Source organism: Pseudomonas sp. p1(2021b), assembly GCF_020151015.1.
GTDB lineage: Bacteria > Pseudomonadota > Gammaproteobacteria > Pseudomonadales > Pseudomonadaceae > Aquipseudomonas > Aquipseudomonas putida_K.
In genome coordinates this window covers 1,021,928-1,048,840 of record NZ_CP083746.1, presented here as the reverse complement: position 1 = coordinate 1,048,840, position 26,913 = coordinate 1,021,928, and the positions used below count along the sequence as shown (strand labels likewise).

At 64.0% G+C, this 26,913-nt stretch carries 25 protein-coding genes; 12 read left to right on the top strand and 13 right to left on the bottom strand.

Going from position 1 to position 26,913, the window contains the following annotated elements; genetic code table 11:
- Window positions 1–169: 169 nt before the first annotated feature.
- The 6 genes from K8374_RS04925 to cmoB all read left to right on the top strand — a co-directional run bounded on the left by K8374_RS04925 (window position 170) and on the right by cmoB (window position 8,897).
- Complete coding sequence (locus tag K8374_RS04925) at window positions 170–1,516, top strand: carbohydrate porin (RefSeq protein WP_224458141.1); 1,347 nt, start codon at window positions 170–172, stop codon at window positions 1,514–1,516.
- Window positions 1,517–1,546: 30 nt separating this feature from the next.
- The gene (locus K8374_RS04920) at window positions 1,547–3,958 is read left to right on the top strand and encodes a glucose/quinate/shikimate family membrane-bound PQQ-dependent dehydrogenase (RefSeq protein WP_224458140.1); all 2,412 of its coding nucleotides are present in this window, start codon (window positions 1,547–1,549) and stop codon (window positions 3,956–3,958) included.
- Window positions 3,959–4,137: 179 nt separating this feature from the next.
- Entirely contained in the window at window positions 4,138–6,558 is a 2,421-nt protein-coding gene (gene lon, locus K8374_RS04915) for an endopeptidase La (protein WP_224458139.1), read from the top strand.
- A 160-nt stretch (window positions 6,559–6,718) separates the two neighbouring features.
- Window positions 6,719–7,111 (top strand): protease inhibitor I42 family protein, encoded by a 393-nt coding sequence (locus K8374_RS04910; RefSeq protein WP_224458138.1) that lies wholly within the window; start codon window positions 6,719–6,721, stop codon window positions 7,109–7,111.
- Between the two features lie 89 nt (window positions 7,112–7,200).
- On the top strand, window positions 7,201–7,944 hold the full coding sequence (gene cmoA, locus K8374_RS04905) for a carboxy-S-adenosyl-L-methionine synthase CmoA (RefSeq protein ID WP_224458137.1): 744 nt from the start codon (window positions 7,201–7,203) through the stop codon (window positions 7,942–7,944).
- Window positions 7,941–8,897: a tRNA 5-methoxyuridine(34)/uridine 5-oxyacetic acid(34) synthase CmoB gene (cmoB, locus tag K8374_RS04900; RefSeq protein WP_224458136.1), complete on the top strand. Its 957-nt coding sequence runs from the start codon at window positions 7,941–7,943 to the stop codon at window positions 8,895–8,897. The genes cmoA and cmoB overlap by 4 nt, the downstream gene beginning before the upstream one ends.
- 98 nt (window positions 8,898–8,995) lie before the next feature.
- Here cmoB and K8374_RS04895 read toward each other — a convergent pair whose 3' ends face one another.
- A complete protein-coding gene (locus tag K8374_RS04895; RefSeq protein WP_224458135.1) occupies window positions 8,996–9,199 on the bottom strand; it encodes a hypothetical protein in 204 nt (67 codons plus the stop codon).
- 265 nt (window positions 9,200–9,464) lie between these two features.
- Here K8374_RS04895 and K8374_RS04890 point away from each other — a divergent pair, with 265 nt between their 5' ends.
- The 4 genes from K8374_RS04890 (at window position 9,465) to K8374_RS26295 (ending at window position 12,692) form a co-directional block, all read left to right on the top strand.
- Complete coding sequence (locus K8374_RS04890) at window positions 9,465–10,139, top strand: heavy metal response regulator transcription factor (RefSeq protein WP_084855955.1); 675 nt, start codon at window positions 9,465–9,467, stop codon at window positions 10,137–10,139.
- On the top strand, window positions 10,136–11,518 hold the full coding sequence (locus tag K8374_RS04885; RefSeq protein ID WP_224458134.1) for a heavy metal sensor histidine kinase: 1,383 nt from the start codon (window positions 10,136–10,138) through the stop codon (window positions 11,516–11,518). Before K8374_RS04890 ends, K8374_RS04885 begins: the two co-directional genes overlap by 4 nt.
- 245 nt (window positions 11,519–11,763) lie before the next feature.
- Window positions 11,764–12,261, top strand: coding sequence for an IS110 family transposase (locus K8374_RS26300; RefSeq protein WP_318010858.1), 498 nt, complete (start codon window positions 11,764–11,766; stop codon window positions 12,259–12,261).
- Complete coding sequence (locus tag K8374_RS26295; protein WP_318010859.1) at window positions 12,258–12,692, top strand: transposase; 435 nt, start codon at window positions 12,258–12,260, stop codon at window positions 12,690–12,692. Before K8374_RS26300 ends, K8374_RS26295 begins: the two co-directional genes overlap by 4 nt.
- Window positions 12,693–12,853: 161 nt before the next feature.
- On the opposite strand, the gene pdxJ is transcribed toward K8374_RS26295, so the two are convergent.
- The 10 genes from pdxJ to rpoE all read right to left on the bottom strand — a co-directional run bounded on the left by pdxJ (window position 12,854) and on the right by rpoE (window position 23,008).
- On the bottom strand, window positions 12,854–13,576 hold the full coding sequence (gene pdxJ, locus K8374_RS04875) for a pyridoxine 5'-phosphate synthase (protein WP_411969630.1): 723 nt from the start codon (window positions 13,574–13,576) through the stop codon (window positions 12,854–12,856).
- A gap of 62 nt (window positions 13,577–13,638) precedes the next feature.
- The gene (gene recO / locus K8374_RS04870) at window positions 13,639–14,322 is read right to left on the bottom strand and encodes a DNA repair protein RecO (protein ID WP_224458132.1); all 684 of its coding nucleotides are present in this window, start codon (window positions 14,320–14,322) and stop codon (window positions 13,639–13,641) included.
- Between the two features lie 171 nt (window positions 14,323–14,493).
- Entirely contained in the window at window positions 14,494–15,396 is a 903-nt protein-coding gene (gene era, locus K8374_RS04865; RefSeq protein WP_084855948.1) for a GTPase Era, read from the bottom strand.
- A complete protein-coding gene (rnc, locus tag K8374_RS04860; protein ID WP_084855946.1) occupies window positions 15,389–16,078 on the bottom strand; it encodes a ribonuclease III in 690 nt (229 codons plus the stop codon). The genes era and rnc overlap by 8 nt, the downstream gene beginning before the upstream one ends.
- Window positions 16,079–16,242: 164 nt before the next feature.
- Window positions 16,243–17,097 (bottom strand): signal peptidase I, encoded by an 855-nt coding sequence (gene lepB / locus K8374_RS04855; RefSeq protein WP_224458131.1) that lies wholly within the window; start codon window positions 17,095–17,097, stop codon window positions 16,243–16,245.
- A 5-nt stretch (window positions 17,098–17,102) separates the two neighbouring features.
- Window positions 17,103–18,902 (bottom strand): translation elongation factor 4, encoded by a 1,800-nt coding sequence (gene lepA / locus K8374_RS04850; RefSeq protein ID WP_196144276.1) that lies wholly within the window; start codon window positions 18,900–18,902, stop codon window positions 17,103–17,105.
- 321 nt (window positions 18,903–19,223) lie between these two features.
- Window positions 19,224–20,624: a DegQ family serine endoprotease gene (locus K8374_RS04845; RefSeq protein ID WP_411969629.1), complete on the bottom strand. Its 1,401-nt coding sequence runs from the start codon at window positions 20,622–20,624 to the stop codon at window positions 19,224–19,226.
- A 202-nt stretch (window positions 20,625–20,826) separates the two neighbouring features.
- Window positions 20,827–21,792, bottom strand: a complete 966-nt coding sequence (locus K8374_RS04840; protein WP_224458130.1) for a MucB/RseB C-terminal domain-containing protein — start codon at window positions 21,790–21,792, stop codon at window positions 20,827–20,829.
- 12 nt (window positions 21,793–21,804) lie between these two features.
- Window positions 21,805–22,395 (bottom strand): sigma-E factor negative regulatory protein, encoded by a 591-nt coding sequence (locus K8374_RS04835; RefSeq protein ID WP_084855936.1) that lies wholly within the window; start codon window positions 22,393–22,395, stop codon window positions 21,805–21,807.
- A gap of 31 nt (window positions 22,396–22,426) precedes the next feature.
- On the bottom strand, window positions 22,427–23,008 hold the full coding sequence (rpoE, locus tag K8374_RS04830; protein ID WP_010220971.1) for an RNA polymerase sigma factor RpoE: 582 nt from the start codon (window positions 23,006–23,008) through the stop codon (window positions 22,427–22,429).
- Window positions 23,009–23,443: 435 nt separating this feature from the next.
- Here rpoE and nadB point away from each other — a divergent pair, with 435 nt between their 5' ends.
- A complete protein-coding gene (gene nadB / locus K8374_RS04825) occupies window positions 23,444–25,048 on the top strand; it encodes an L-aspartate oxidase (protein ID WP_084855934.1) in 1,605 nt (534 codons plus the stop codon).
- Between the two features lie 56 nt (window positions 25,049–25,104).
- Here the strand turns inward: nadB and K8374_RS04820 are convergent, their stop codons facing one another.
- Entirely contained in the window at window positions 25,105–25,563 is a 459-nt protein-coding gene (locus K8374_RS04820) for a protein YgfX (protein ID WP_224458129.1), read from the bottom strand.
- Window positions 25,547–25,801, bottom strand: coding sequence for a succinate dehydrogenase assembly factor 2 (locus tag K8374_RS04815; protein WP_224458128.1), 255 nt, complete (start codon window positions 25,799–25,801; stop codon window positions 25,547–25,549). Before K8374_RS04815 ends, K8374_RS04820 begins: the two co-directional genes overlap by 17 nt.
- A gap of 133 nt (window positions 25,802–25,934) precedes the next feature.
- On the opposite strand from K8374_RS04815, the gene K8374_RS04810 reads away from it, so the two are divergent.
- On the top strand, window positions 25,935–26,876 hold the full coding sequence (locus K8374_RS04810; RefSeq protein WP_224458127.1) for a YgfZ/GcvT domain-containing protein: 942 nt from the start codon (window positions 25,935–25,937) through the stop codon (window positions 26,874–26,876).
- Window positions 26,877–26,913: the final 37 nt, after the last annotated feature.

Here is a 26,913-nt window from a genome sequence, read left to right as displayed (position 1 = left end):
GCAACAATCCACTGCGACATTTTGTCTTTTTTTCTTACAAGTTCCCCTATATCCTCCACGCCGCACGCTGAAACGCTTCATCCCTGAACCTTGCAGCCGATTTCATCGAAGGCCCCGTCCGTTCGATGCGATTGCCGTTGCCCAATAATCAAAAAGATAGCGCTATCTCATGTTCCAACTGCCCAATATCCGCTCTTCGAGCATTGCCCTCGCCACCCTCCTCTGTGGACTGTCTTCCACCAGCGGCGCCCATGAAATGTTCGCCAGCGACTCGCCGTGGATGCTCGGCGATTGGAACGGGACCCGCAGCGAACTGCTGGAAAAAGGCTACGACTTCACCTTCGGCTACACCGGCGAGATGGGCAGCAACCTGCATGGCGGCTACGACCATGACCGCACCGCGCGCTACAGCGACCAGTTCACCTTCGGTAGCCACCTGGACCTGGAGAAGATCCTCGGCTGGCACGACAGCGAATTCCAGCTGACCATCACCGAACGCCACGGCCAGAACATCAGCAACGATCGCATCAATGACCCACGTGTCGGCGGTTTCACCTCGGCCCAGGAAGTCTGGGGGCGCGGCGAAACCTGGCGCCTGACCCAGCTGTGGATCAAGCAGAAGTACTTCGATGGCGCCCTGGATGTGAAATTCGGCCGCTTCGGCGAAGGCGAGGACTTCAACAGCTTCCCCTGCGACTTCCAGAACCTGGCGTTCTGCGGCTCCCAAGTGGGCAACTGGGTGGGTGGGATCTGGTACAACTGGCCGGTCAGCCAGTGGGCGCTGCGGGTGCGCTACAACCTCAACGACTCGCTCTACGCCCAGGTCGGCGTGTTCGAGCAGAACCCCTCGAACCTGGAGTCGGGCAACGGTTTCAAGCTCAGCGGCAGTGGCACCCAAGGCGCCGTCATGCCGATCGAACTGGTATGGAGCCCACGGGTCCATGGTCTTAAAGGGGAATATCGCGCCGGCTACTACTACAGTAATGCCAAGGCACAGGATGTTCTGAAGGACAGCAACGGTCAGCCAGCAGCCCTGAGCGGCCAGGCCTACCGCAGCAGCTCGAGCAAGCATGGCTTCTGGCTCGGCGCGCAGCAGCAGGTGACCTCGCTGGCTTCCGACCAGTCCCGCGGCCTGAACCTCTTCGCCAATGCCACGATGCACGACAAGAAGACCAATGCCATCGACAACTATGTTCAGGCAGGTGTGGTGTACAAAGGGCCTTTCGATGCCCGCGCCAAGGACGACATCGGCTTCGCCCTCGCCCGCGTGCACGTCAACCCCGGCTACCGCAAGAATGCCCGCCTCATCAACCAGGCCGCGGGCCTGGACGACTACGACAACCCCGGCTACCTGCCCGTGCAGGACACCGAATACAGCGCCGAACTCTACTACGGCATCCACCTTGCCGACTGGCTCACCGTACGCCCCAACCTGCAGTACATCCGTCATCCGGGCGGTGTGTCGCAGGTCGACGCCGCCCTGATCGGCGGCCTGAAGATCCAGAGCAGTTTCTAACCCCACCCTTCGACCTACGGAGAACATACGATGAGCACTGACGGTGCCAAGAATGGAACCCGCTGGCTACCGCGCCTTCTGGGCGTGCTGCTGTTGCTGATGGGCCTGGCCCTGCTGGCCGGTGGCATCAAGCTGAGCCAGCTGGGAGGATCCCTGTACTACCTGATCGCCGGCATTGGCTTTGCCTTGTCCGGTATCCTCCTGCTGGCCATGCGCCGCATCGCCCTGGGCCTGTACGGCCTGGTCCTGCTGGGCAGCACCGTCTGGGCCCTGTGGGAAGTGGGCCTGGACTGGTGGCAACTGGTGCCGCGCCTGGCCATCTGGTTCGCCATCGGCGTGTTGTTGCTGCTGCCCTGGGCCCGTCGCCCATTGGTCGGCCCTTCCTCCAAAATCAACACAGCCCTGTTAAGCGTCGCGGTCGTCGCCTCCGGCGCCAGCGCCCTGGGCAGCCAGTTCACCCACCCGGGCGAAGTGTTCGGCGAACTGGGCCGCGAGAACAGCGAGATGGCCAGCGCCGCACCGGCCATGCCGGACGGTGAGTGGCAGGCCTACGGCCGCACCGAGCACGGCGACCGCTATTCGCCGCTGCGCCAGATCACCCCACAGAACGCCTACCGCCTGGAAGAGGCCTGGCGCATCCGCACCGGCGACCTGCCGACGGAAAACGACCCGGTGGAGCTGACCAACCAGAACACGCCGCTGAAGGTCAATGGCAAGCTCTACGCCTGCACCGCCCACAGCAAGCTGCTGGCCCTGGACCCGGACACTGGCGCTGAGATCTGGCGCTACGACCCGCAAGTCAAGAGCCCGGTCGGCACCTTCAAGGGCTTCGCCCACATGACCTGCCGCGGTGTCTCCTACTACGACGAGAACCGCTATGTCAGCCGTGACGGCAGCCCCGCGCCGAAGGTCTCCGAGGCCGGCCAGGCCGTGGCCCAGGCCTGCCCGCGTCGCCTCTACCTGCCGACCGCCGATGCGCGCCTGATCGCCATCAACGCCGACACCGGCAAGGTCTGCGAAGGCTTCGCCAACCAGGGCGTGATCGACCTGACCCGCGGCATCGGCCCGTTCACCGCCGGTGGCTACTACTCCACCTCGCCCGCGGCGATCACCCGTGACCTGGTGATCATCGGTGGCCATGTGACCGACAACGAGTCGACCAACGAGCCGTCCGGCGTGATCCGCGCCTACGACGTGCACGACGGCCGCCTGGTATGGAACTGGGACAGCAACAACCCGGACGACACCGCGCCCCTGGCCGACGGCAAGATGTACAGCCGCAACTCGGCCAACATGTGGTCGATCGCCAGCGTCGATGAAGAGCTGGGCATGATCTACCTGCCACTGGGCAACCAGACCCCCGACCAGTGGGGCGCAGACCGCACGCCGGGCGCCGAGAAGTACAGCGCCGGCATCGTTGCCCTGGACCTGGCCACCGGCAAGGCGCGCTGGAACTACCAGTTCACTCACCACGACCTGTGGGACATGGACGTGGGCAGCCAACCGACCCTGGTGCACCTGAAGACCGACGACGGCGTCAAACCGGCGGTCATCGTGCCCACCAAGCAAGGCAGCCTGTATGTGCTCGATCGCCGCGACGGCACTCCGATCGTGCCGATCCGCGAGATCCCGGTACCCCAGGGCGCAGTGAAAGGCGACCGCACCTCGCCGACCCAGGCCCGCTCCGACCTCAACCTGCTCGGCCCTGAGCTGACCGAACAGGCCATGTGGGGCGCCACGCCGTTCGACCAGATGCTGTGCCGTATCCAGTTCCGCGAACTGCGCTACGAAGGCCAGTACACCCCGCCGTCCGAGCAGGGCTCGCTGGTCTACCCGGGCAACGTCGGTGTGTTCAACTGGGGCAGCGTCTCGGTCGACCCCGTGCGCCAGCTGCTGTTCACCTCGCCGAACTACATGGCTTTCGTCTCGAAGATGGTGCCGCGCGAGAAAGTCGCCGCCGGCAGCAAGCGCGAGAGCGAGACCAGTGGCGTGCAGCCGAACACCGGTGCGCCGTATGCGGTGATCATGCACCCGTTCATGTCGCCGCTGGGCGTGCCTTGCCAGGCGCCGGCCTGGGGCTATGTGGCCGCCATCGACCTGTTCACCAACAAGGTCGTGTGGAAGCACAAGAACGGCACCACCCGCGACAGCACCCCGGTACCGATCGGCCTGCCCGTGGGCGTGCCGAGCATGGGTGGCTCGATCGTCACCGCTGGTGGCGTGGCGTTCCTCAGCGGCACCCTGGACCAGTACCTGCGTGCCTATGACGTGAACAATGGCAAGGAGCTGTGGAAAGGCCGCCTGCCGGCCGGCGGCCAAGCCACACCGATGACCTACACCGGCAAGGATGGCAAGCAGTACGTGCTGGTCACCGCTGGCGGCCATGGTTCGCTGGGCACCAAGATGGGTGACTACATCATTGCCTACAAGTTGGCCGAGTAACGTCCGGATGCGGCGGTGAATGCACTGTCGCATTCGCGGGTAAACCCGCCCCCACTGCACCTGTGGGAGCGGGTTTACCCGCGAACAGGCCACGCTCCATCCCCCTCCCCTTCGTCTACCATTGAAACCTGCCAACCACCGCCCCATCTAAGCACCATAGTCATTCACGCAGGTGCCCCATGAGCGACCAGCAGGATCTTCCGGACCACCCAGACGAACACGAAACAGTCGAACACCTCGAAGCCAAGGCCACGCCTGGCCACCACCTCGCCCTGCCCGGCCAGCAACTGCCGGACAAGGTCTACGTGATCCCGATTCATAACCGCCCGTTCTTCCCGGCCCAGGTCCTGCCGGTGATCGTCAACGAAGAACCCTGGGCGGAAACCCTCGACCTGGTGGCCAAGACGCCACACCATGCCCTGGCGCTGTTCTTCATGGACGAGCCCGCCGAAGACCACCGCCATTTCGACACCTCGGCCCTGCCGCAGTACGGCACCCTGGTCAAGGTCCACCATGCCAGCCGCGAGAACGGCAAGCTGCAGTTCGTCGCCCAGGGCCTGACCCGGGTGCGCATCCGCACCTGGCTCAAGCACCATCGCCCACCCTACCTGGTGGAGGTGGACTACCCGCGCCAACCGGCCGAGCCCACCGACGAAGTGAAGGCCTACGGCATGGCCCTGATCAACGCGATCAAGGAGCTGCTGCCGCTCAACCCGCTGTACAGCGAAGAGCTGAAGAACTACCTCAACCGCTTCAGCCCCAACGACCCATCGCCTTTGACCGACTTCGCCGCGGCGCTGACCTCCGCCACCGGTTCGCAGTTGCAGGAAGTGCTCGACTGCGTGCCGATGCTCAAGCGCATGGAGAAAGTCCTGCCGATGCTGCGCAAGGAGGTCGAGGTCGCACGCCTGCAGAACGAGATCTCCGCCGAGGTCAACCGGCAGATCGGCGAGCACCAGCGCGAGTTCTTCCTCAAGGAACAGCTCAAGGTCATCCAGCAGGAGCTGGGCCTGACCAAGGACGACCGCAGCGCCGACCTCGAGCAGTTCCAGCAGCGCCTGGAAGGCAAGACCCTGCCGGAGCAGGCGAAAAAACGGATCGACGAAGAGATGGGCAAGCTGGCGATCCTCGAGACCGGCTCGCCCGAATACGCCGTCACCCGCAACTACCTGGACTGGGCCACCGCCCTGCCCTGGGGCGTGTACGGCCAGGACAAGCTCGACCTCAAGCACGCACGCAAGGTCCTCGATCAGCATCATGCCGGCCTCGACGACATCAAGGCGCGTATCCTCGAATTCCTCGCCGTCGGTGCCTGGAAGGGTGAGATCAGCGGGTCCATCGTGCTGCTGGTGGGCCCGCCCGGGGTGGGCAAGACCAGTATCGGCAAGTCCATCGCCGAGAGCCTCGGCCGGCCGTTCTACCGCTTCAGCGTCGGCGGCATGCGCGACGAGGCGGAAATCAAGGGCCACCGGCGTACCTACATCGGCGCCCAGCCGGGCAAACTGGTGCAGGCGCTGAAGGACGTCGAGGTGATGAACCCGGTGATCATGCTCGACGAGATCGACAAGATGGGCCAGAGCTACCAGGGCGACCCGGCCTCTGCCTTGCTCGAGACCCTCGACCCGGAGCAGAACGTCGACTTCCTCGACCACTATCTGGACCTGCGCCTGGACCTGTCCAAGGTCCTGTTCGTGTGCACCGCCAACACCCTGGACTCGATCCCTGGCCCCCTGCTCGACCGCATGGAAGTGATCCGCCTTTCCGGCTACATCACCGAGGAAAAACTGGCGATCGCCAAGCGTCACCTGTGGCCCAAGCAACTGGACAAGGCCGGCGTGGCCAAGAGCAGCCTGAGCATCAGCGACAGCGCCCTGCGCACGGTGATCGAGGGCTACGCCCGCGAGGCCGGTGTCCGCCAGCTGGAAAAACAGCTGGGCAAGCTGGTGCGCAAGGCGGTGGTCAAGCTTCTGGAGAACCCCGACGCCAAGCTCAAGATCGGTACCAAGGACCTGGAACCGGCCCTGGGCATGCCGGTGTTCCGCAGCGAGCAGGTGCTGGCCGGCAAGGGCGTGATCACAGGCCTGGCCTGGACCAGCATGGGCGGGGCCACCTTGCCGATCGAAGCCACCCGTATCCATACCCTTAACCGCGGCTTCAAACTCACCGGCAAGCTGGGCGATGTGATGAAGGAATCCGCCGAAATCGCCTACAGCTACGTCAGCTCCAACCTCAAGCAGTACGGGGGCGACCCGGGCTTCTTCAACGAAGCCTTCATCCACCTGCACGTACCCGAGGGCGCCACGCCCAAGGATGGCCCTAGCGCCGGCATCACCATGGCCAGCGCCCTGCTGTCCCTGGCCCGCGACCAGGCGCCGAAGAAAGGCGTGGCCATGACCGGCGAGCTGACGCTGACGGGGCAGGTGCTACCGATCGGTGGCGTGCGCGAGAAGGTGATCGCGGCACGCCGGCAGAAGATCTTCGAACTGATCCTGCCGGAAGCCAACCGCGGCGACTTCGAAGAACTGCCCGACTACCTGCGCGAAGGGTTGACGGTACATTTCGCCAAGCGCTTCGCCGATGTGGCGAAGGTGTTGTTCTGATGCTGTAAAGCGCCGATCGCCGGCAAGCCGGCTCCTACAGGTTCAACCTCAGCGCAGGCCATGTGGGAGCGGGCTTGTCCCGCGATCGGGCCAGCCCAGGCAACACAAAACGCCACCCGGTTCGGTTATCCTCAGGCCATCGCCAGCCTACGGAGCCACCATGACCACCTTTCGTCTGCTCGCCCCCCTGGGCCTCGCCCTGCTCACCGCCTGCGCCCAGCACCCTACGCACACTGTCGAACTGGACGCCGAGAGCGAATGTCCCCAACACCTTCAGGTCGGCCAGAACCTGACCCTGACCCTCCCCAGCAACCCCAGCACCGGGTACCGCTGGCTGGTGCAAAACCCTGCACCGGAGGTCTTGCAAAGCATGGGGCCGGAGGTCTACAACACCCCTGAGGAGGCCGGTATCGTCGGCAGTGCCGGGACATCCACCTGGCGCTTCCAGGCCAAGGCCAGCGGCGAAGGGCACCTGATCCTGGTCTACCAGCAGCCCTGGGCGCCGGAAGTACGGCCAGTGCAGACCTTCGACTGCGCGATCCAGGTGCAATAACGGCAGCCTTCCGATCAGTCGGTCATGCATCCGCGTCACGGTTTGGCTAAAATGCCCGCCCTTCATATCGCCAGCCAGCCGGACCCACCGTGAGCAAAGAACCCGACCGCCTTTTCGCCCAGCCCCTGGAGCAGGTGCCCGACTTCGTCTTCAACGAGGATGTGGTGCGCGTGTTCCCGGACATGATCAAGCGTTCGGTGCCCGGTTACCCGACCATCGTCGAAAACCTCGGCGTGCTCGCCGCCCGCTTCGCCCAGCCGAACACCGCGCTGTACGACCTGGGTGCTTCGCTGGGGGCGGTGACCCAATCGCTGCGCCGCCATGTGCGCAACGATGGCTGCCGGGTCATCGCGGTGGACAACTCCGCGGCCATGGTCGAACGCTGCCGCCAGTACCTGACCGCACAGGACTCGATGTTCCAGGAATTGCTGCCGGTGCAGGTGCTCGAGGCGGATATCCTCACCCTGCCCCTGGAACCGGCCTCGGTGGTGGCGATGAACTTCACCCTGCAATTCATCGCGCCCGAGCGACGCCTGGAACTGCTCGGCCGTATCCGCCAAGCCCTGCTGCCCGGCGGCGCGCTGATCCTTTCCGAGAAGCTGCGCTTCGAGGACGACCAGGAGCAGACGCTGCTCAACGAACTGCACCTGGACTTCAAGCGGGCCAATGGCTACAGCGAACTGGAAATCGCCCAGAAACGCAGCGCCATCGAGAACGTGATGAAACCCGACACCCTGCAGACCCACACGCAGCGCCTGCGCGACGCCGGGTTCTCCAAGGTCGTCCCCTGGTTCCAATGCCTCAACTTCGCCTCACTGATTGCCCTGCCATGATCGATCTCTCTCCCCTCGTCCGCCGCTTGGCGGGAACCCCGCTTGCCGCTTGGTCCCAAGGCCTGCAGGCACAACTGCAGGCCAAGCTGGAAAAAGGCCACGGTGACCTCGACCGCTGGCGCGGCGCCCTGGAGGCCTTGCCGCAGCTAACGCCGAGCGAGATCGACCTGGCCAACGGCCTGCGCCTGGACTGCGCCTGCGACCAGGCCACCCGTGCCCGCATGCATGACGCTCTGATGGGGCTGTCGCCGTGGCGCAAAGGGCCGTTCGACCTGTTCGGCGTGCACGTGGACACCGAATGGCGCTCGGACTGGAAGTGGTCGCGGGTCAGCCCGCACCTGGACCTCAAGGGCAAGCGCGTGCTCGATGTCGGCTGCGGCAACGGCTACTACCAATGGCGCATGCTCGGTGCCGGTGCCGACATGGTGATCGGCGTCGACCCGAACTGGCTGTTCTTCTGCCAGTTCCAGGCGGTGCAGAAATACCTGCCCGACCTGCCCGCCTGGCACTTGCCGTTCGCTCTGGAAGAGCTGCCGGCGAACCTGGAAGGCTTCGACACCGTCTTTTCCATGGGGGTGTTCTATCACCGACGCTCGCCCATCGAGCACCTGCTGGCGCTCAAGGACTGCCTGGTCAAGGGCGGCGAGCTGGTACTGGAGACCTTGGTGATCGAGGGTGACGAGCACCAGGTGCTGGTGCCCGAGGACCGTTACGCGCAGATGCGCAATGTCTGGTTCCTGCCGTCGGTGCCGGCGCTGGAGCGCTGGCTGCGCCGGGCCGGGTTCAGCGATGTGCGCTGCGTGGATGTCAGCGTCACCAGCGTGCAAGAGCAGCGCAGTACCGACTGGATGCGCTACCAGTCGCTGGAGCACTTCCTCGACCCCAACGACCATAGCCGCACGGTCGAAGGCCTGCCGGCGCCGCGCCGTGCCACCTTGCTGGCACGCAAATAAAAAAGGCGTCCCGTCAGCCACTGCGCGTCCATAGCAGCGGCTCTCGGAGCGCCAAACACACCTTCGACAGCGGAGCACCTGCGAAGGCGACGACACCGTCAATCCTTGGCCAGCTCGCGGGCCTTCTCCTGCGCCTTGCGCTCCCGCGCGACCACCGCTCGTTCCTTGTCGCCGTGGACACGCTGCTGGTCTTGCCGGAACGCTTCCCAGAACTGGCGGGAACGTTCGGCACCGCCTTCGGCCAGCGCCACGGTGCTGCCCAGGGTGAGTACGGCGAGCAACAGATACTTGGTCAGGTTCATCGTGTTTGCCTCGTGTGATAGCCATTCATGGAGCCATCCTAGCGAGGCACAGCTAACGCCAAGGTGAGGCGGACATTACAGTGCTGCAAGGCTTGCCCCCTCGCACGGCCCTCGAAAGGCACCGGCCTATCGCCAGGATGACCGCTGCATTACAAATCCGTTATCCGCAGCCCCTCGCCATTCGCATGCCGTAACATCCCTGCCCTTGACCCTGATCCTGCTACAGGGTCGAGAATCGCCGCCTTTCACCACACGAGCCCTGCCCATGCGCCTACTGATCATCGAAGACGAGCTGCGTACCGCCGATTACCTGCAACAAGGCCTGCGCGAGAACGGCTACGTGGTCGACTGCGCCCACACCGGGATCGATGGCCTGCACCTGGCCCGACAGCAGCCCTACGACCTGGTGATCCTCGACGTCAACCTGCCGGAACTCGACGGCTGGAGCGTGCTGCAACGCCTGCGGGCAGAGTCGTCCACGCGCATCATGATGCTCACGGCTCACGGTCGCCTGGCCGATCGGGTTCGGGGGCTGGACCTGGGCGCCGACGACTACTTGCTCAAACCGTTCGAGTTTCCCGAACTGCTGGCACGTATCCGCACCCTGTTGCGGCGCAACGACCAACACCTGCAACCGAGCACCCTGCGTGTTGCCGACCTGGAGCTGGACCCAGGCCGCCACCGCGCCTTCCGTGCCGGCCGGCGCATCGACCTCACCGCCAAGGAATTCGCCCTGTTGCACCTGTTGATGCGCCAGAGCGGCGAAGTCCTGTCGCGCACACAGATCATCTCGCTGGTCTGGGACATGAACTTCGACTGCGACACCAACGTCGTGGAAGTGTCGATCCGCCGCCTGCGGGCGAAGATCGACGACCCGTTCGAAGACAAGCTGATCCACACCCTTCGCGGTGTCGGCTATGTGCTCGAGGCTCGCCCGTGAAGCAGGCAAGCCTGTCCCTGCGCCTGGGCCTGTCGGTGACCCTCATGGGCGCGGCGCTGGTGTTGCTGCTGGCTTGCCTGGCCGTATTCGCCCTGGACCACGAACTCGACAGCCGAGCACGCAAGGACTTGACGCGCAAGATGCTGCAGGTCGAGCACAACCTGCGCGTGGACCTGCGCAACGAAGACCTGGGCCGGCGTGCCCATCCCTTGCTCGACCTGGTCATGGGCCATGACAACCTGAGCCTGAGCGTGCTGGCCCTGAACGGTCGCCACCCCTTGCTGCTGAGCCTGGGCCCAGCCTTGGCGGCCCAGGCGAGCCAGCTGCCAGTCGAGTCACGACTGACCTTCCATGCCTGGGCCGACAGCGCCGGCAACCAGTTCCTCACCGCCACCCGACTGATGCGCCTGCGCGACGACACGCCCGTGCGGGTGATGATGTCGCTCAACCGCGCCGATGACAGCGCCCTGCTCCAGGCCTACCTGCACTCGACCCTGCTCGCCTTGCCGCTGCTGCTGCTGCTGATCGGCTTCAGTGCCTGGAAGCTGGTTCAACGCGGCCTGCGCCCGTTGCGCCATTTCCGCCGCGTCGCCGGCCGGGTGTCGGCCCAGGAGCTGGAGCATCGTCTGCCCGACAGCGACCTGCCCCATGAACTGGCCGAGCTGGCCAGGGCCATCAATGTCATGCTCGACCGCTTGGACCAGGGTGTCAGCCAGCTGTCCCAGTTTTCCGATGACCTGGCCCACGAATTGCGTACCCCCATCAGCAACCTGATGGGCAAGGCCCAGGTCACCCTGGCCCGCGAGCGCGACGGCCCCCGTTACCGGGAGGCCCTGGAGGAAAACGTCGAAGAACTGACCCGGCTCAACCGCATCATCAACGACATGCTCTTCCTCGCCCAGGCCAGCCAGCCGCAGGCCCAGCTCTCCCAAGTGCCGCTGGCGCTGGCCGAGGAAGCCGGGCGAGTCGTCGAACTGTTCGCCTTCAGTGCCGAGCTCAAGGGGGTCGAACTGCGCTTGCGAGGCTGGGGCACGGCACTTGGGGACCGGCTGATGTTCCAGCGGGCACTGTCCAACCTGCTGAGCAATGCCATCCGACACAGCCCGGAGAACGAGGTGGTGGAGGTAGCGATCGAGCGTCGAGGCGACGAAGTGAGGCTGGCGGTGGAAAACCAGGGGCCGGGCATTGCCCAGGCACACCTGCCGCACCTGTTCGAACGTTTCTATCGGGCAGGGAGTGGGCGCTCCCGGCAGGAGGGCGGAACAGGCCTGGGGCTGGCGATCGTGAAGTCAATCATGCAGTTGCATGGCGGGCGGGTCGAGGTCAGCAGCCAGAGCCAGGGGCCAACACGGTTCGCGTTGGTATTTCGCGCAGAATAGCGTTTGCCGTGCCGGCCTATCGCGGGACAAGCCCGCTTGTGTCTTCGCAAGAGGTAAGGTGTTAGGTGAGAGGGGTGGACGGCAAGCTGCTAGCTCGCGGTGCCATGAGCACGGGTAGGAGCCGAGCTGCCGTCCACTCTTCTCGCTCTGGCTCAAGCTCGAACAGTTGACTGAGTCCGACCTCGAACAACAAGCGTGAGCCAGGCCAGAGCGACCTCTCATCTTCAAGACTAGAGGCTTTACTCATGTCTGCCTATGCCGGAATCGATGTTTCCAAAAATACCTTGCAAGTGGCCCTGTATCCCGAGGCCTCCGAGCTTTGCGTGACCAATGATGCTGCAGGGCTCGAAGTTATCGCCCAACATTTCAAAGCCCATGCGGTCGAGCGTGTGCTGGTCGAAGCTACCGGCGGTTACGAAAAGCTGTCGATCCGGTTGCTGGCCAAGGCCGGTTTGAAAGTGCAGCGAATCAATCCTGCCCGGGCACGTCAATTCGCCCTAGCCATGGGCAAGCGAGCCAAGACTGACCCTATCGATGCACGGATGCTAGCCTTATTTGCCTCCGCCTTGGAGGACAAGCATTTCGTTGTACCTGACGAGGCTCGCGAGCACCTGACCGAACTGGTCAATCAGCGCGATAGCTGGTCCAGCAACGCGATGACAATCGTCGCCGCATCAAGCAGGCCTCGCTGCCTGTTGTGCTGGAGCACTATAAAACGCTCGAATCGACATTACGCGTCTTGATCAAGGCATGCGATGAACAGATCGCTGAGCAGAGTCGCCGTGTCGATGCAGACCTATTCGAACGCTTGAGCGAGATCAAGGGTGTGGGCAACGTCACCATTGCCAGTCTGTTCTGCTATCTGCCGGAACTGGGTGATCTGAACCGTGCGCAAGTAGCTGCCCTGGCGGGTGTGGCGCCCTACAACAACGACAGTGGGACCAAAAACGGAAAGCGCCATGTCTACGGCGGCCGGGCGAAACTGCGTCGTGCGGCCTACATGTGCACCTTGGTGATGGCACGCGTGAATCCAGATTTTAAAGCGCGATGGGCCCGGCTGCGCGCGAGCGGTAAGCCAGCAAAAGTAGCGCTGGTGGCATGCATGCGCGTGCTGCTGGTGAGGCTCAATGCCATGGTGCGTGATGGAACGCCATGGCGTGATCAGCCTGTCTGAAGGCACATCGGGTAGGCAGACTGGTGTCTGCCTACCGCTGATACGTGCATTGGTCGGGTGGAAGTGAAAGACAGTTGGCTCCTACCTGTCCTGCGGTGTTTTCAGAGACACCACCATACCTGTGGGAGCGGGCTTGTCCCGCGATCAGGCCGTGCGAAAAATCAGCGGGAAGCCGCCACGATCAGCGCCTTCATCTCCGCCACCGCCGCCTTGAAGCCGACGAACAGGGCATGGGCCACCAGCGCATGGCCGATGTTCAGTTCGTTGATGCCCTTGATCGCCGCCACCGCTTCGACGTTGTGGTAGTGAAGGCCGTGGCCGGCATTGACGATCAGGCCCTGCCCCACGCCAAAGGCCACGCCATCGACGATGCGCTGCAGCTCGTCGGCTACTTCGGTCGGCGTCTGGGCATCGGCGTAACGGCCGGTGTGCAGTTCGACCGCAGGTGCGCCGACGCGACGCGAGGCCTCGATCTGGCGCTCGTCCGGGTCGATGAACAGGGAAACCTCGGCCCCCGTACGTGCCAGGCGCTCTACGGCAGCCTTGATCCGCGCCTCCTGGCCGGCGACATCCAGGCCGCCTTCGGTGGTGAGCTCCTGGCGGGTTTCCGGCACCAGGCAAATGTGCGCCGGGCGGATTTTCTCGGCGAAGGCCATCATCTCTTCGGTGACGCCCATTTCGAAGTTCATGCGCGTCTGCAGCACGTCCTTGAGCAACAGCACATCGCGCTCCTGGATGTGCCGGCGGTCTTCACGCAGATGCACGGTGATGCCATCGGCGCCCGCCTCCTCGGCATCCAGCGCGGCCTTGACCGGGTCCGGGTAACGGGTGCCCCGGGCTTGGCGCAGGGTCGCCACGTGGTCGATGTTGACGCCGAGAAGCATGCGGTTGCTGTGAGTCACGAAAGGGCTCTCCTGAAGTGTGAGCCCCACAGCATACGATGTGCTCAGCGCTTGCGAAACAGTTCGCGACTCACCAGGGGCTTGGGGCCCAGGTGCACCGCCAGGGCCTGGCGCATGAGGCGCTTGGCCGCCAGCAAGGCACCAGGCGCCGCCCAGTCGGCCTGACTCATTGCCAGCAACTCGGCGCCGGTGAACAACCCAGGCTGTGCCAGGTACACCCGCTCCAGGCCCGCATCCACCTGCAAGCGGTACAGCCCGGTGCTTTCGATCGGGTCGTCGTTGATGTCGTGGTCCAGGGCGAAGGCGTACCCCAGTTCGTCCAGCAGGCGCCATTCGAAGGCCCGCAGCAGCGGTTCCAGCGCACGCCCGGCGGCCAGGGCCTGGAGCGTCAGGGTGTAGTGTTCGAACAAGCCTGGGTGCGGTGCCTCTGCCGGCAGCAGGCGCATCAGCAGCTCGTTGAGGTAGAGCCCGCTGAACAGGGCATCGCCATGCAACCAGCCGGCAATGCCGATGCTGTCGAGGCGGCCGACGTTCTTCAGCTCACCGCGTCCGCGCAGCTCCACCTCCAACTCCACGAACGGGCGTACCAGGCTGCCACCCTTGCCCCGGGCACGGCGCAGCACCGCCCGCACGCGCCCCTGCGGCGTGAAGAAGTCCACCAGCGCACTGGTTTCCTTGTAGGCACGGCTGTGCAGCACGTAGGCCGGCTGGCCGACAGGTTGTTCCATGGAAATCACTCGCCCCGGGTTCGGCACATGCCCCTGTAGGAGCGGCCTTGTGCCGCGAAAAGGGCTGCGAAGCGGCCCCATGTTCAAGCGCAGCATGACGAATTGGGGCCGCTCTGCGGCCCTTTCGCGGCACAAGGCCGCTCCTACAAGGGGCGTGGCCGGCCTGTGGAGTTACAGGTCGCCGTAGCCCAGCGAGCGCAAGGCGCGCTCGTCGTCGGACCAGCCGCCCTTGACCTTGACCCAGAGGTTGAGCATGACCTTGGCGTCGAACAGCAGCTCCATGTCCTTGCGCGCCTCGGAACCGATGCGCTTGATACGCTCGCCCTTGTCGCCAATGATGATCTTCTTCTGCCCGTCACGCTCGACCAGGATCAACGCGTGGATGTGCAGCACATGGCCCTGCTGCTTGAACTCTTCGATTTCCACGGTGATCTGGTATGGCAGCTCCGCCCCGAGCTGGCGCATGATCTTCTCGCGAACCAGTTCGGCGGCCAGGAAGCGGCTGCTGCGGTCGGTGATCTGGTCTTCTGGGAAGAAGTGCTCGTTCTCCGGCAGGTGCTTGGCGATCAACGCCTCGAGGGCCTCGAGGTTGTGCCCCTGTTGGGCGGAGATCGGCACGATCTCGGCATTCGGCAGTTGCTGCTGCAGCCACTGCAGGTGCGGGATCAGCTCGGCCTTTTCTTCCATGCGGTCGGTCTTGTTGACCGCCAGGATCACCGGGCCGGTGACGTACTGGACCCGCTCGAGCACCAGCTGGTCCTCGTCGGTCCAGCGGGTACGGTCGACCACGAAGATGACCACGTCGACGTCCTTCAGGGCCGCCGAGGCGTTGCGGTTCATGTAGCGGTTCAGGGCCTTGTCGTTGGCCTTGTGCATGCCGGGGGTGTCGACGTAGATCGCCTGCACGTCACCCTCGGTCTTGATCCCGAGCATGTTGTGACGGGTGGTCTGCGGCTTGCGCGAGGTGATCGCCAGCTTCTGGCCGAGGATGTGGTTGAGCAGGGTCGATTTGCCCACGTTGGGGCGGCCGACGATGGCCACGTAGCCGCAGCGGGTCGGGTTGCTATCAGTCATTGCCATTCTCCACGCCCAGGGCGATCAATGCGGCGGCGGCGGCGACCTGCTCGGCGATACGCCGGCTCACGCCCTGGCCACGGCTCTTGTTGTTCAGCAGCACCACCTCGCATTCGACGAAGAAGGTGCGGCAATGCGGTTCGCCCTGGATGTCCACCACTTCGTAGCGTGGCAGTTCGCAGGCACGCGACTGCAGGAACTCCTGCAGGCGGGTCTTGGGGTCCTTGTTGGTGTCGACCAGGGTCAGGCCGTCGAACTCACCGGCCAGCCAGGCCAGGATGCGCTCACGCGCTGCCGCCATATCGGCGTCCAGGTAGATCGCACCGATCAATGCCTCCAGGGCATCGGCCAGGATCGACTCACGGCGAAAGCCGCCGCTCTTGAGCTCACCCGAGCCCAGGCGCAGGTACTCGCCCAGGTCGAAGCCACGGGCCAGGCGGGCCAGGGTCTCGCCCTTGACCAGGCGTGCGCGCAATCGCGACAGCTGGCCTTCCCGGGCCTGGGGGAAACGCTCGAACAGCGCTTCGCCGACCACGAAGTTGAGGATGGCATCGCCCAGAAACTCCAGGCGTTCGTTATTGCGCCCGGCATAGCTGCGATGGGTCAGGGCCAGCAGCATCTGGTCCTGGTTCTTGAAGGTATAGCCGAGCTTGCGCTCCAGGCGGGCAAGGGAAGCACTCATGGGGCCACCCGTGGGTTGTTCAACGCGTTGTTCAAATCAACATCCTGAAAGACTGTTTGGCTGTGGTCCACCACCTTGTGGGCGGCAGAATCTCTCGATCCCTGAGAACACAGCCTATGTCAGAAATGCATTCGGCGCTGTCTGCCAGACAGCGCCGTTGGGTATCAATGGATCAGGCCGACCCGCGACAGGTTGGGGAAGTGGCTGAGCTTGGGCTCCGGCCAGCTCATCCAGACCGCGAAGGCCTTGCCGACGATGTTCCGATCCGGAACCATGCCGTGCAGTTCCTTCGGAATGTTCGGGTCGTCCCAGTAACGGCTGTCGTTGGAGTTGTCGCGGTTGTCGCCCATCATGAAGTAATGGCCGGCGGGCACGGTCCATTGCTGGTCCGGCGGCATGCGGTAGCGGCTCATCTCCTTGCGGATCAGGTGCTCGGCCTCGCCCAGCTTCTCCTTGTACAGCTTGGCGCTGCCCAGGGTACCCGGCTCGGCGCCGACCAGTTGCTCGGCTACCGGCTGGCCATTGACATACAGGCGCTTGTCGCTGGTGTAGCGAACCTGGTCGCCCGGCAGGCCGACCACGCGCTTGATGTAGTTGACGTTCGGGTCGCTGGGGTAGCGGAACACCATCACGTCGCCCCGCTGCGGGTCACCGATCTCGATGACCTTCTTGTCGATCACCGGCAGGCGAATGCCATAGGAGAACTTGTTCACCAGGATGAAGTCGCCCACTTCCAGGGTGGGCTTCATCGACCCCGAAGGGATCTGGAACGGCTCGACCAGGAACGAGCGCAGCACCAGCACGATGAACAGCACCGGGAAGAACGACTTGCCGTACTCGACCAGCAACGGCTCCTTGTTCAGGCGCTCGAGCACGGCCATCTCGGGCTGGCTGACGCTGCCCTGGTAGTTGGCGACCGCCGCTCGCCGGCGCGGGGCCAGGAACAGCAGGTCGATCAGACCCAACAGGCCGCAGACGGCAACGGCGATGACGAGCAACAGCGGGAAATTTAGCGACATAGGACCTAGCTATCCAACCTGAGCACGGCGAGGAAGGCTTCCTGTGGGATCTCCACGTTGCCGACCTGTTTCATGCGTTTCTTACCGGCCTTCTGCTTCTCCAGCAGCTTCTTCTTACGGCTGACGTCACCGCCATAGCATTTAGCCAGTACGTTCTTTCTGAGTGCCTTGACGGTGGTACGCGCCACGATCTGGCCGCCGATGGCTGCCTGGATCGCCACGTCGAACATCTGTCGAGGGATCAGTTCCTTCATCTTTTCAGTCAGCGCACGGCCCTTGTAGTGGGCGTTGTCGCGGTGAACGATCAGCGCCAGGGCATCGACCTTGTCGCCGTTGATCAACACGTCCAGCTTGACCAGGTTGGCCGACTGGTAGCGATCGAAATGATAGTCCAGCGATGCGTAGCCACGGCTGGTCGACTTCAGCTTGTCGAAGAAGTCCAGCACCACTTCGTTCATCGGCAGGTCGTAGCGCACCTGCACCTGGCTGCCGAGGAACTGCATGTCGCGCTGCACGCCACGCTTCTCGATGCACAGGGTGATGACGTTGCCCAGGTGCTCCTGGGGCACGAGGATGGTGGCGGTGACGATCGGCTCGCGGAAATCCTGCACGGCAGAGACGTCCGGCAGCTTGGACGGGTTGTCGACGTAGATGGTCTCGCCGGTCTTGAGCACCAGCTCGTAGATCACGCTCGGCGCGGTGGTGATCAGGTCCAGGTCGTATTCGCGCTCCAGGCGCTCCTGGATGATCTCCATGTGCAGCATGCCGAGGAAACCACAACGGAAGCCGAAGCCCAGGGCGTCGGAGCTTTCCGGCAGGTATTGCAGCGAGGAGTCGTTCAGGGTGAGCTTCGACAATGCGTCGCGGAAATCCTCGAAATCGTCGGAGCTGACCGGGAACAGGCCGGCGTATACCTGCGGCTGGATCTTCTTGAAGCCGGGCAGCACTTCGACCTCGGGGGTCGAGGACAGGGTCAGGGTGTCACCGACCGGGGCACCATGGATGTCCTTGATGCTGGCGATGATGAAGCCCACTTCACCGGCCTTGAGGTCAGCGGTCTGGGTGTGCTTGGGGGTGAAGACACCGACGCTGTCGACCAGGTGGACCTTGCCGGTGGACTTGACCAGGATCTTGTCGCCTTTCTTGACCCGGCCGTGGCGTACACGCACCAGGGAGACGACACCTAGGTAGTTGTCGAACCAGGAATCGATGATCAGCGCCTGCAGGGGGGCATCGATCTCGCCCTCGGGGGCCGGGATGGTCTGTACCAGGCGCTCGAGCACCTCGTCCACGCCCATGCCGCTCTTGGCACTGCAGGCCACGGCGTCGGTGGCGTCGATGCCGATGATCTTCTCGATCTCGTCCTTGACGCGGTCCGGGTCGGCCTGGGGCAGGTCCATCTTGTTCAGCACCGGCATGACCTCCAGGCCCTGCTCGATGGCGGTGTAGCAGTTGGCCACGGACTGGGCTTCGACACCCTGGCCGGCGTCCACCACCAGCAGCGCGCCCTCGCAGGCCGCCAGGGAACGGCTGACTTCATAGGTGAAGTCGACGTGACCGGGGGTATCGATGAAGTTCAGCTGGTAGATCTTGCCGTCCTGGGCCTTGTAGTGCAGCGTGACGCTGTGGGCCTTGATGGTGATACCGCGCTCGCGCTCGAGGTCCATGGAATCGAGGACCTGCGCTTCCATTTCGCGCGCAGTCAGGCCACCGCACATCTGGATGAAACGGTCGGCCAGCGTCGACTTGCCATGGTCGATGTGGGCGATGATGGAGAAATTGCGGATATGACTCAAATCACTCACGGGTCAACACTCGAAAAGGCTGCGAGCCGGACGCCCGCCGAAAAATAGCCGGGAATTGTACCTCAAGCCGCGGGGATATGGGAGATTCCTGATCAAGCGCCATGGCAGGGGGCGCTTACCCTATGGAAGCAGGCGCAGCGTCGACCTACCCTGCCCCGCGATCAAGAGCGCAGCCCTCGCCGTACGGGCACGATAGCAGGGCCGAGCCAATCGCGGGACGAGCCCGCTCCCACTGATTGCCCCGTGACCGGCGGCATATTTCATGAAATTCTTCATGAAAAAGGGCAGCCGAAGCTGCCCTTTCCTACATCACCTTCAGCCCTATTCCGCCAGCTTGAAGGTGATGAAGCTCGCGCGGCCTTGACGCAGCACGCGCATGGACACCGAGCGGTTCTTCGGCAGGTCCTTGGCGATTTCGGTGAACTGCTTGGCCGAGGTGATCGCCTGGTTGTTCAGGTGGCTGATGACGTCACCTGGGCGTAGGCCGATCAGCGCTGCCGGGCCATCCTGGATCTCCTTGATCACCACGCCGCCCTTGAGCTCGAGCGATTTCTTCTGCTCGGCGGTCAGGTCGGTCACGGAGACACCCAGGCGGTTGCTGCTGCGCTCGGCGCCACTCTGGCCGCCGGTACCGATGTCGGCATCATCCTCCGGCAGTGCGCCGATGGTGATGTCCAGGTTCTGGCGCTTGCCGTTGCGGATGATCTCCAGGCGCGCCTTGTCGCCATCCTTGAGGCTGCCTACCAGATGCGGCAGGTCGGCCGACATGATGATCGGTTGGCCATTCATGCTCAGGATCACGTCACCCACCTGCAGGCCGCCCTTGGCCGCCGGGCCGTCTTCGAGCACCTGGGCCACCAGGGCGCCGGCAGGCTTGTCCAGGCCGAAGGATTCGGCCAGGTCCTTGTTGACCTCCTGGATCACCACACCCAGCCAGCCACGGCTGACCTTGCCGTCTTTCTTCAACTGGTTGGAGACGTCCAGTGCCACGTCGATCGGGATGGCGAACGACAGGCCCATGAAGCCGCCGGAGCGGGTGAAGATCTGCGAGTTGATCCCCACCACTTCGCCCTTCATGTTGAACAGCGGGCCACCGGAGTTGCCCGGGTTGATCGCCACGTCGGTCTGGATGAACGGCACGTAGGTGTCGTTGGGCAGGGTCCGGCCCTTGGCGCTGACGATACCCTTGGTCACCGAGTGGTCGAAGCCGAACGGCGAGCCGATGGCCAGCACCCACTCACCGACCTTGAGCTTCTCGGAGTCCCCCAGCTTGACGGTCGGCAGGTTCTTGCCCTCGACCTTGAGCAGGGCCACGTCGGTGCGCGGGTCGGTGCCGACCAGCTTGGCCTGCAGTTCGCTGCGGTCGGACAGGCGCACGATGATCTCGTCGGCGTCGGCCACCACATGGTTATTGGTCAGCACATAGCCGTCGCTGGAGATGATGAAGCCCGAGCCGAGCGACTGCGCTTCACGTTGGCGATCGCCACGGGGCGAACGCGGCATCTGCGGCATGTTGCGCTCGAAGAATTCGCGGAACATCGGCGGCAGGCCTTCGAGGTCCGGCATCTGCCCGGCAGCGACACGGCGGTCCGGCAGCTTCTGCTTGGTACTGATGTTCACCACGGCCGGCGAGGCCTGTTCGACCAGGGTGGTGAAGTCCGGCAGGGCTTCCTCGGCCTGGGCGGTGAGCACCTGGCCGAGCATCAGCACGGCGGCGAACATCGAAAGATAGGATTTCAAGCGTGGTATCGACATACGGCTCCCGTCACAACGAGCGTAGTTAACAAAGTGAGGCCCTTGCACAAGCAAGAAAGGCCAGACCCCGAGAAGCCTGACCTATAAAAAATTTACGGAAGGATTGCAAATGACAATGCTTTAATTTCATGTCAGCCGCATGACCTACGTGTTGTAGGAAAGCGCGCCATCATTGGCGCGCCTGGGCATCCTGGGGGCGCATGGACAAGGCGACACGCTCGGCGGTCCCCAGGGGAATCTCCCCGACCACGGTGACCATGACCTTGCCCTTGGGCGTATTGAGGTGGCGCGAAACCGCCACCGTTGGCCCCAGCTGCGCGCGCGTGTCAGGGCCGACATCATCGTTGACAGGCTCCAGGAACACCGAGAAGCGTGCCAGGCCATCATCGTACATCAGGCTGCTGACCAGGCTGTCGCGCTTGGGATCGCGGCGCACCGAACTGTTGATCAGTTCGAAGCCCGGCGGCAGCCAGTCCGAACGCCAGCCGGCGACGGTTTCAGTGCTGGCCGAGGCGACACGCTCGACCGGCTTGCATGCGGCGCTGGCCTTGAGGTCATCGTCGGTGGGCAGGTCATCGGTGTCCAGACGGGTCATCTGGAAGCGTTCGAGCAACTGGCTCTTGTCGTTGAGCATCAGCGAGCGCAGGGGCAAGCCGGTGCGTCGGTCCAGGTGCAATTCGAAGGCGTAGCGGTGCTGGTCCCGTGGGTTGAGCGTGACGATCACGGCGTCGCGACCGGCGACCCGCGACTTGCCTGCCACGCTCAAGTCGTACCAGCTCATCAATTTCAGGGGATCGAGTACACGCGGTGCGGAGTCCGGTGGCGTGCCGACACCACTGGCCAGGGCCCCACTGACGCATTGCACCTTGCCGTCGACGCGCACGATCTCCTGGGCCGCGCCATCGAGCTGCAACAGACGCTCGCTGACCTTGCCGTCCTGGACGCGGTGCCAGATATCGTGGGAGGAGAAGCTGCCATTACGCTCGTAGACGAAGGAACCCTGGTAACTCTGCTCTTGCTCGGCCCGTGCCAGCTTGTTCAACCACTCGCTCGCCTCGGGCGAGGAGTTGGCCGCCAATGCCGGCACCGTCATGCAGCTGCCGAGCAGCAGCGACAGGAGAGGTAGCGCGCGCATGATCCTCCTTACTTAACGGTTTTCCAGGCTGGCGGCGCGTGCGTAGGGCAGAGCGGTTTCGGTGCCCTTGAGCGCGGATTCCTGGGCATGCTGGCGCAGGTAGCCTGGCAGACGCTGATCCCAGCCGGCCTGGTTCTGCAGCACGCCGTTGGCCATCGGCCCGGTCGGTTGCTCACTGCTTTCACTATAGCCTGCCAAAACAGCTGGGCCTTTGCTTTGTGGCACGCTCAGGCCTTGTTGGGCTGGCTGCTGGGAAGCGAGCTCGGCACCGGTGATCTCGTCCTGGTTGTACAGGCGCACGCCAGCCAGTACGGCAACGGTCACCGAGGCTGCGACAGCCAGGCGGCCGATGCTGCGCCATGGGCCTTGCTTGACCTTGGCAGGCACGGCTTCGTCGGCCAGCGCGGCGGATACCGCCGAGGCGATATCGAGCTTCGGCAGCACCAGCTCGTTGTGCATGGCTGCACGGGCAACCTGGTAGCGCGACCAGGTGGCACGGGTTTCAGGATCGTCGACGGCGTTCAACACCCGACGCAGTTCCAGTTCGTCCGCTTCGTTATCCATCACCGCGGACAGCGATTCCTGCAAAGCTTCACGACTCATGGCGGTTCCTCTCTTGGCTGTCGCCGCTGTCTCAGGTTTCCTGCAACAACGGTTGCAGGGCTTTGTCTATGGCCTCCCGAGCGCGGAAGATTCGAGAGCGCACGGTACCCACCGGACATTGCATGACACTGGCAATGTCTTCGTAACTCAGTCCGTCGAACTCACGTAGGGTCAATGCCGTGCGCAGGTCCTCGGGCAGCTGCTGGATGGTGCGATGGACAGTGCCTTCGATTTCATCCCGCAACAACGCGCGCTCTGGGGACTCGAGATCCTTGAGACCATGATCGCCGTCGTAAAACTCCGCATCCTCGGAGCTCACATCGCTGTCTGGCGGCCGTCTTCCACGGGATACCAGATAGTTCTTCGCCGTATTGATGGCGATGCGGTACAGCCAGGTATAGAACGCACTGTCACCGCGAAAATTTCCCAGCGCCCGGTAGGCCTTGATAAAAGCCTCCTGCGCGACATCCTGGGCCTCGTGGGTGTCGTGTACGAACCGCACGATCAACCCGAGAATCTTGTGCTGATACTTCAGCACCAACAGATCGAACGCTCGCCTGTCGCCGCGCTGCACGCGCTCGACCAGCTGCTGATCCTCTTCCTGGGTTAGCATGAACACTCCTCAGTGGTCTCGAAGGAGCGTTGCAACAGCCATCGTTCAGGCTTGCAACCATAGACTCGGCGTTTGCGCAAAAGTTCTCCCCTCCAAGCAAGTTTCCTGCGGCCCTTGGTCGGCTCGCACGAAAGACGCAGCACGGACATGGCCGGCTGCGTCGATAATCAGGTCTCGAATACGCACGTGTCAGCCCGGATAGAGCTGCCGCCATGCGTCGCCGCGGCATTCAGTGGCGTACGGGCAGCCTTCTTAGGATTTCCGCCGGTATCGGAAAGTTCCCATAAAGATCGCCTCGACGGCGCAGATGCCATTGGAAATCAGGCACCTGTGGCTGCTATAAAGGCAGCCGGACAGGATCAACGATAGTTTCACAATGCCATCTGTGCATGACTATTGTGCCGCTCCCCCTCTCAAGATTACTAGTGTCAAGACATGAGCCAACAATTCCAACATGATGTCCTGGTGATCGGCAGCGGTGCCGCTGGCCTGAGCCTGGCACTGAACCTCCCCAGCCACCTGCGCATCGCCGTGCTGAGCAAAGGCGACCTGGCCAACGGTTCGACCTTTTGGGCCCAGGGCGGCGTCGCCGCAGTGCTGGATGACACCGATACCGTACAGTCCCATGTCGAGGACACGCTCAATGCCGGCGGCGGCCTGTGTCATGAGGATGCCGTGCGTTTCACCGTCGAGCATAGCCGCGAAGCCATCGAATGGCTGATCGAGCAAGGCGTGCCGTTTACCCGTGACGAGCACTACAGCGTCGATGACGGCGGCTTCGAATTCCACCTCACCCGCGAGGGCGGGCACAGCCACCGGCGCATCATCCATGCTGCCGATGCCACGGGCGCGGCCATCTTCACCGCATTGCTGGCCCAGGCCCGGCAACGCCCGAACATCGAGCTGCTGGAGCAGCGGGTGGCGGTCGACCTGATCACCGAGCGGCGCCTGGGCCTGCCGGGCGACCGCTGCCTGGGCGCCTACGTGCTGGACCGCAACACCGGCGAAGTCGATACCTTCGGTGCACGTTTCACTGTGCTGGCCACTGGCGGCGCGGCCAAGGTCTACCTCTATACCAGCAACCCCGACGGTGCCTGCGGCGATGGCATCGCCATGGCCTGGCGCGCCGGGTGCCGGGTGGCCAACCTGGAGTTCAACCAGTTCCACCCCACCTGCCTGTACCACCCCCAGGCCAAGAGTTTCCTGATCACCGAGGCCTTGCGCGGCGAAGGCGCCTTGCTGCGTCTGCCCAACGGCGAGCGCTTCATGCCACGCTTCGACCCGCGCGAAGAGCTGGCACCGCGCGATATCGTGGCCCGGGCCATCGACCATGAGATGAAGCGCCTGGGCGTGGACTGCGTGTACCTGGACATCAGTCACAAGCCGGCCGACTTCATCAAGAGCCATTTCCCCACCGTCTACGAGCGCTGCCTGGCGTTCGGCATCGACATCACTCGCCAGCCGATCCCGGTGGTGCCGGCGGCTCACTACACCTGTGGCGGGGTCATGGTCGACGACCGCGGGCACACCGACGTGCCAGGCCTGTATGCCATCGGCGAAACCAGCTTCACCGGCCTGCACGGTGCCAACCGCATGGCCAGCAATTCGCTGCTGGAGTGCTTCGTCTACGGCCGTGCAGCCGCTGCCGACATCGAGGCGCACCTTGCCCAAGTGGGCATGCCCACCGCCCTGCCCTGCTGGGATGCCAGCCAGGTCACCGACTCGGACGAGGACGTGATCATCGCGCACAACTGGGACGAACTGCGGCGCTTCATGTGGGACTACGTAGGTATCGTGCGCACCAGCAAACGCCTGCAACGCGCCGAACACCGCGTACGTCTGCTGCTGGACGAGATCGACGAGTTCTACAGCAACTACAAGGTCAGCCGCGACCTGATCGAGCTGCGCAACCTGGCCCAGGTGGCGGAGCTGATGATCCGCTCGGCGATGCAACGCAAGGAAAGCCGAGGGCTGCATTACACCCTGGATTACCCGGGGATGCTGCCCGAGGCCAGGGACACTATCCTCAGCCCGGCCTGATATCGAAGTCGCCTTTTTCGCGGGTAAACCTGCGAAACAGGCGACACGCTCTTGGCCTATTGGTTCGAGATCGCATCCCACCGCCTGCGACTGAACTTCAGCCGCAGCCGCAAGCGCCGATGCTGGTCGGCATCCAGGGCGTCGTGGAGCACGCACTGGCTCTGGCCAAGCCAGCGCCCCGGCCTTGCGAAACGCAACACCACCAAACCGGGCAACGCCACGCTATCACGATACAGCCGTACCGGCTGCCACCCATGGGCACGGCTGAACAAGCGCCAGCCCGCCGGGTCACGACGCAAACCGGTAATGGCCTCAGGGTGGGTCAACAGGATATGGCGGGGAATCACCCAACAGGCATGGGCAAGGCAGGCAACGGCGACGGAAAGGCCGAGCCACCAGGGCAGCGCGCTCGAGGCCAGGGCCGAGCACGCCAGCACCTGGCAGGCCAGGTAGGCCGTCAGCAGCAGGCGTGAGCCTCGCCAACGGCATTCGAAATGCTCACTTGGGCTGGACACGGTCCAGGATGATGCGAACCATGCGTTGCAGCTCGGGGTCGTCGGACTCGGTGCGCTCCATGAACCAGCCGAACATGTCCTGGTCTTCGCAGGTCAGCAGGCGACGGTACAGCTCGCGGTCCTCTTCGCTCAGGGTGGGGTAGACCTCCTGGGTGAATGGCACCAGCAGTACGTCCAGCTCCAGCATGCCGCGGCGGCTGTGCCAGAAAAGCCGGTTGAGTTCAGTTTGTTCGACCATGGGGCCCTCCTCGAATGGGCGGCCAGTATACAGCGGGGCATTCGCGGCGGCACAAGGCGTTGGTCTAGTCACCTACCTATTTTGTTACCAGCGTTCTATGATGGCCGCCAGTCTCAAGCAACCGCGATGACCCATGGCCGATTCCGCTTTCTTCTGTCCCCTGTCCCACGAGGGCATCCTCGCCGTCCGCGGCTCCGACGCCGGCAAGTTCCTGCAAGGCCAGCTGACCTGCAACATCAACTACCTCAGCCTGGAACATGCCAGCCTCGGTGCACGCTGCATGGTCAAGGGCCGCATGCAGTCGAGCTTCCGCATCCTTCCGGAAGGAAACGGCTATCTGCTGGCCATGGCCAGCGAACTGCTCGACCCGCAGTTGGCCGACCTCAAGAAGTATGCCGTGTTCTCCAAGGCCACCCTGGCCGACGAAAGCGCTGCCTGGGCGCGTTTTGGCCTGGAACGGGGCGATGCCGCGCTCCAGGCATTGGGCCTGGCCATACCTGCCGAGGCCGGGGCCACGGTACGCCATGACGGCCTGATCGCCATCGCCGTCAGCAGCGGCCGCGTGGAACTCTGGGCCCCCGCCGCGCAAGCCCCCACCGTGCGCCAGGTACTCGCCACGCACCTGGCCGAAGCGCCCCTCAACGACTGGCTGCTCGGCCAGGTCCGCGCAGGCATCGGCCAAGTCATGGGCCCGACCCGCGAGCTGTTCATCCCGCAGATGATCAACCTGCAGGCCGTCGACGGCGTGAGCTTCAAGAAAGGCTGCTACACCGGCCAGGAGATCGTCGCGCGCATGCAGTACCTGGGCAAGCTCAAGCGTCGCCAGTACCGCCTGGCGCTGGCCCAGGACAGCGTGCCCGCACCGGGCGCCGAGATCTTCTCGCCCACCCATGGCTCTTCGGTGGGGGAAGTGGTGATCGCCGCCAGCACCGGCCAGGGCTGCGAGCTGCTGGCGGTGCTCAGCGCCGAGGCGGTGGAAGACGACAATCTGCACTTGGGCAGCCTCGAAGGCCCACGGCTGGAACTGCTCAGCCTGCCCTACGAACTGGACCGCGACCGGGAAATCCTGCGCTGACCAGCCTGCCCCGTCACTTGGGCGGGGCTGCACCACT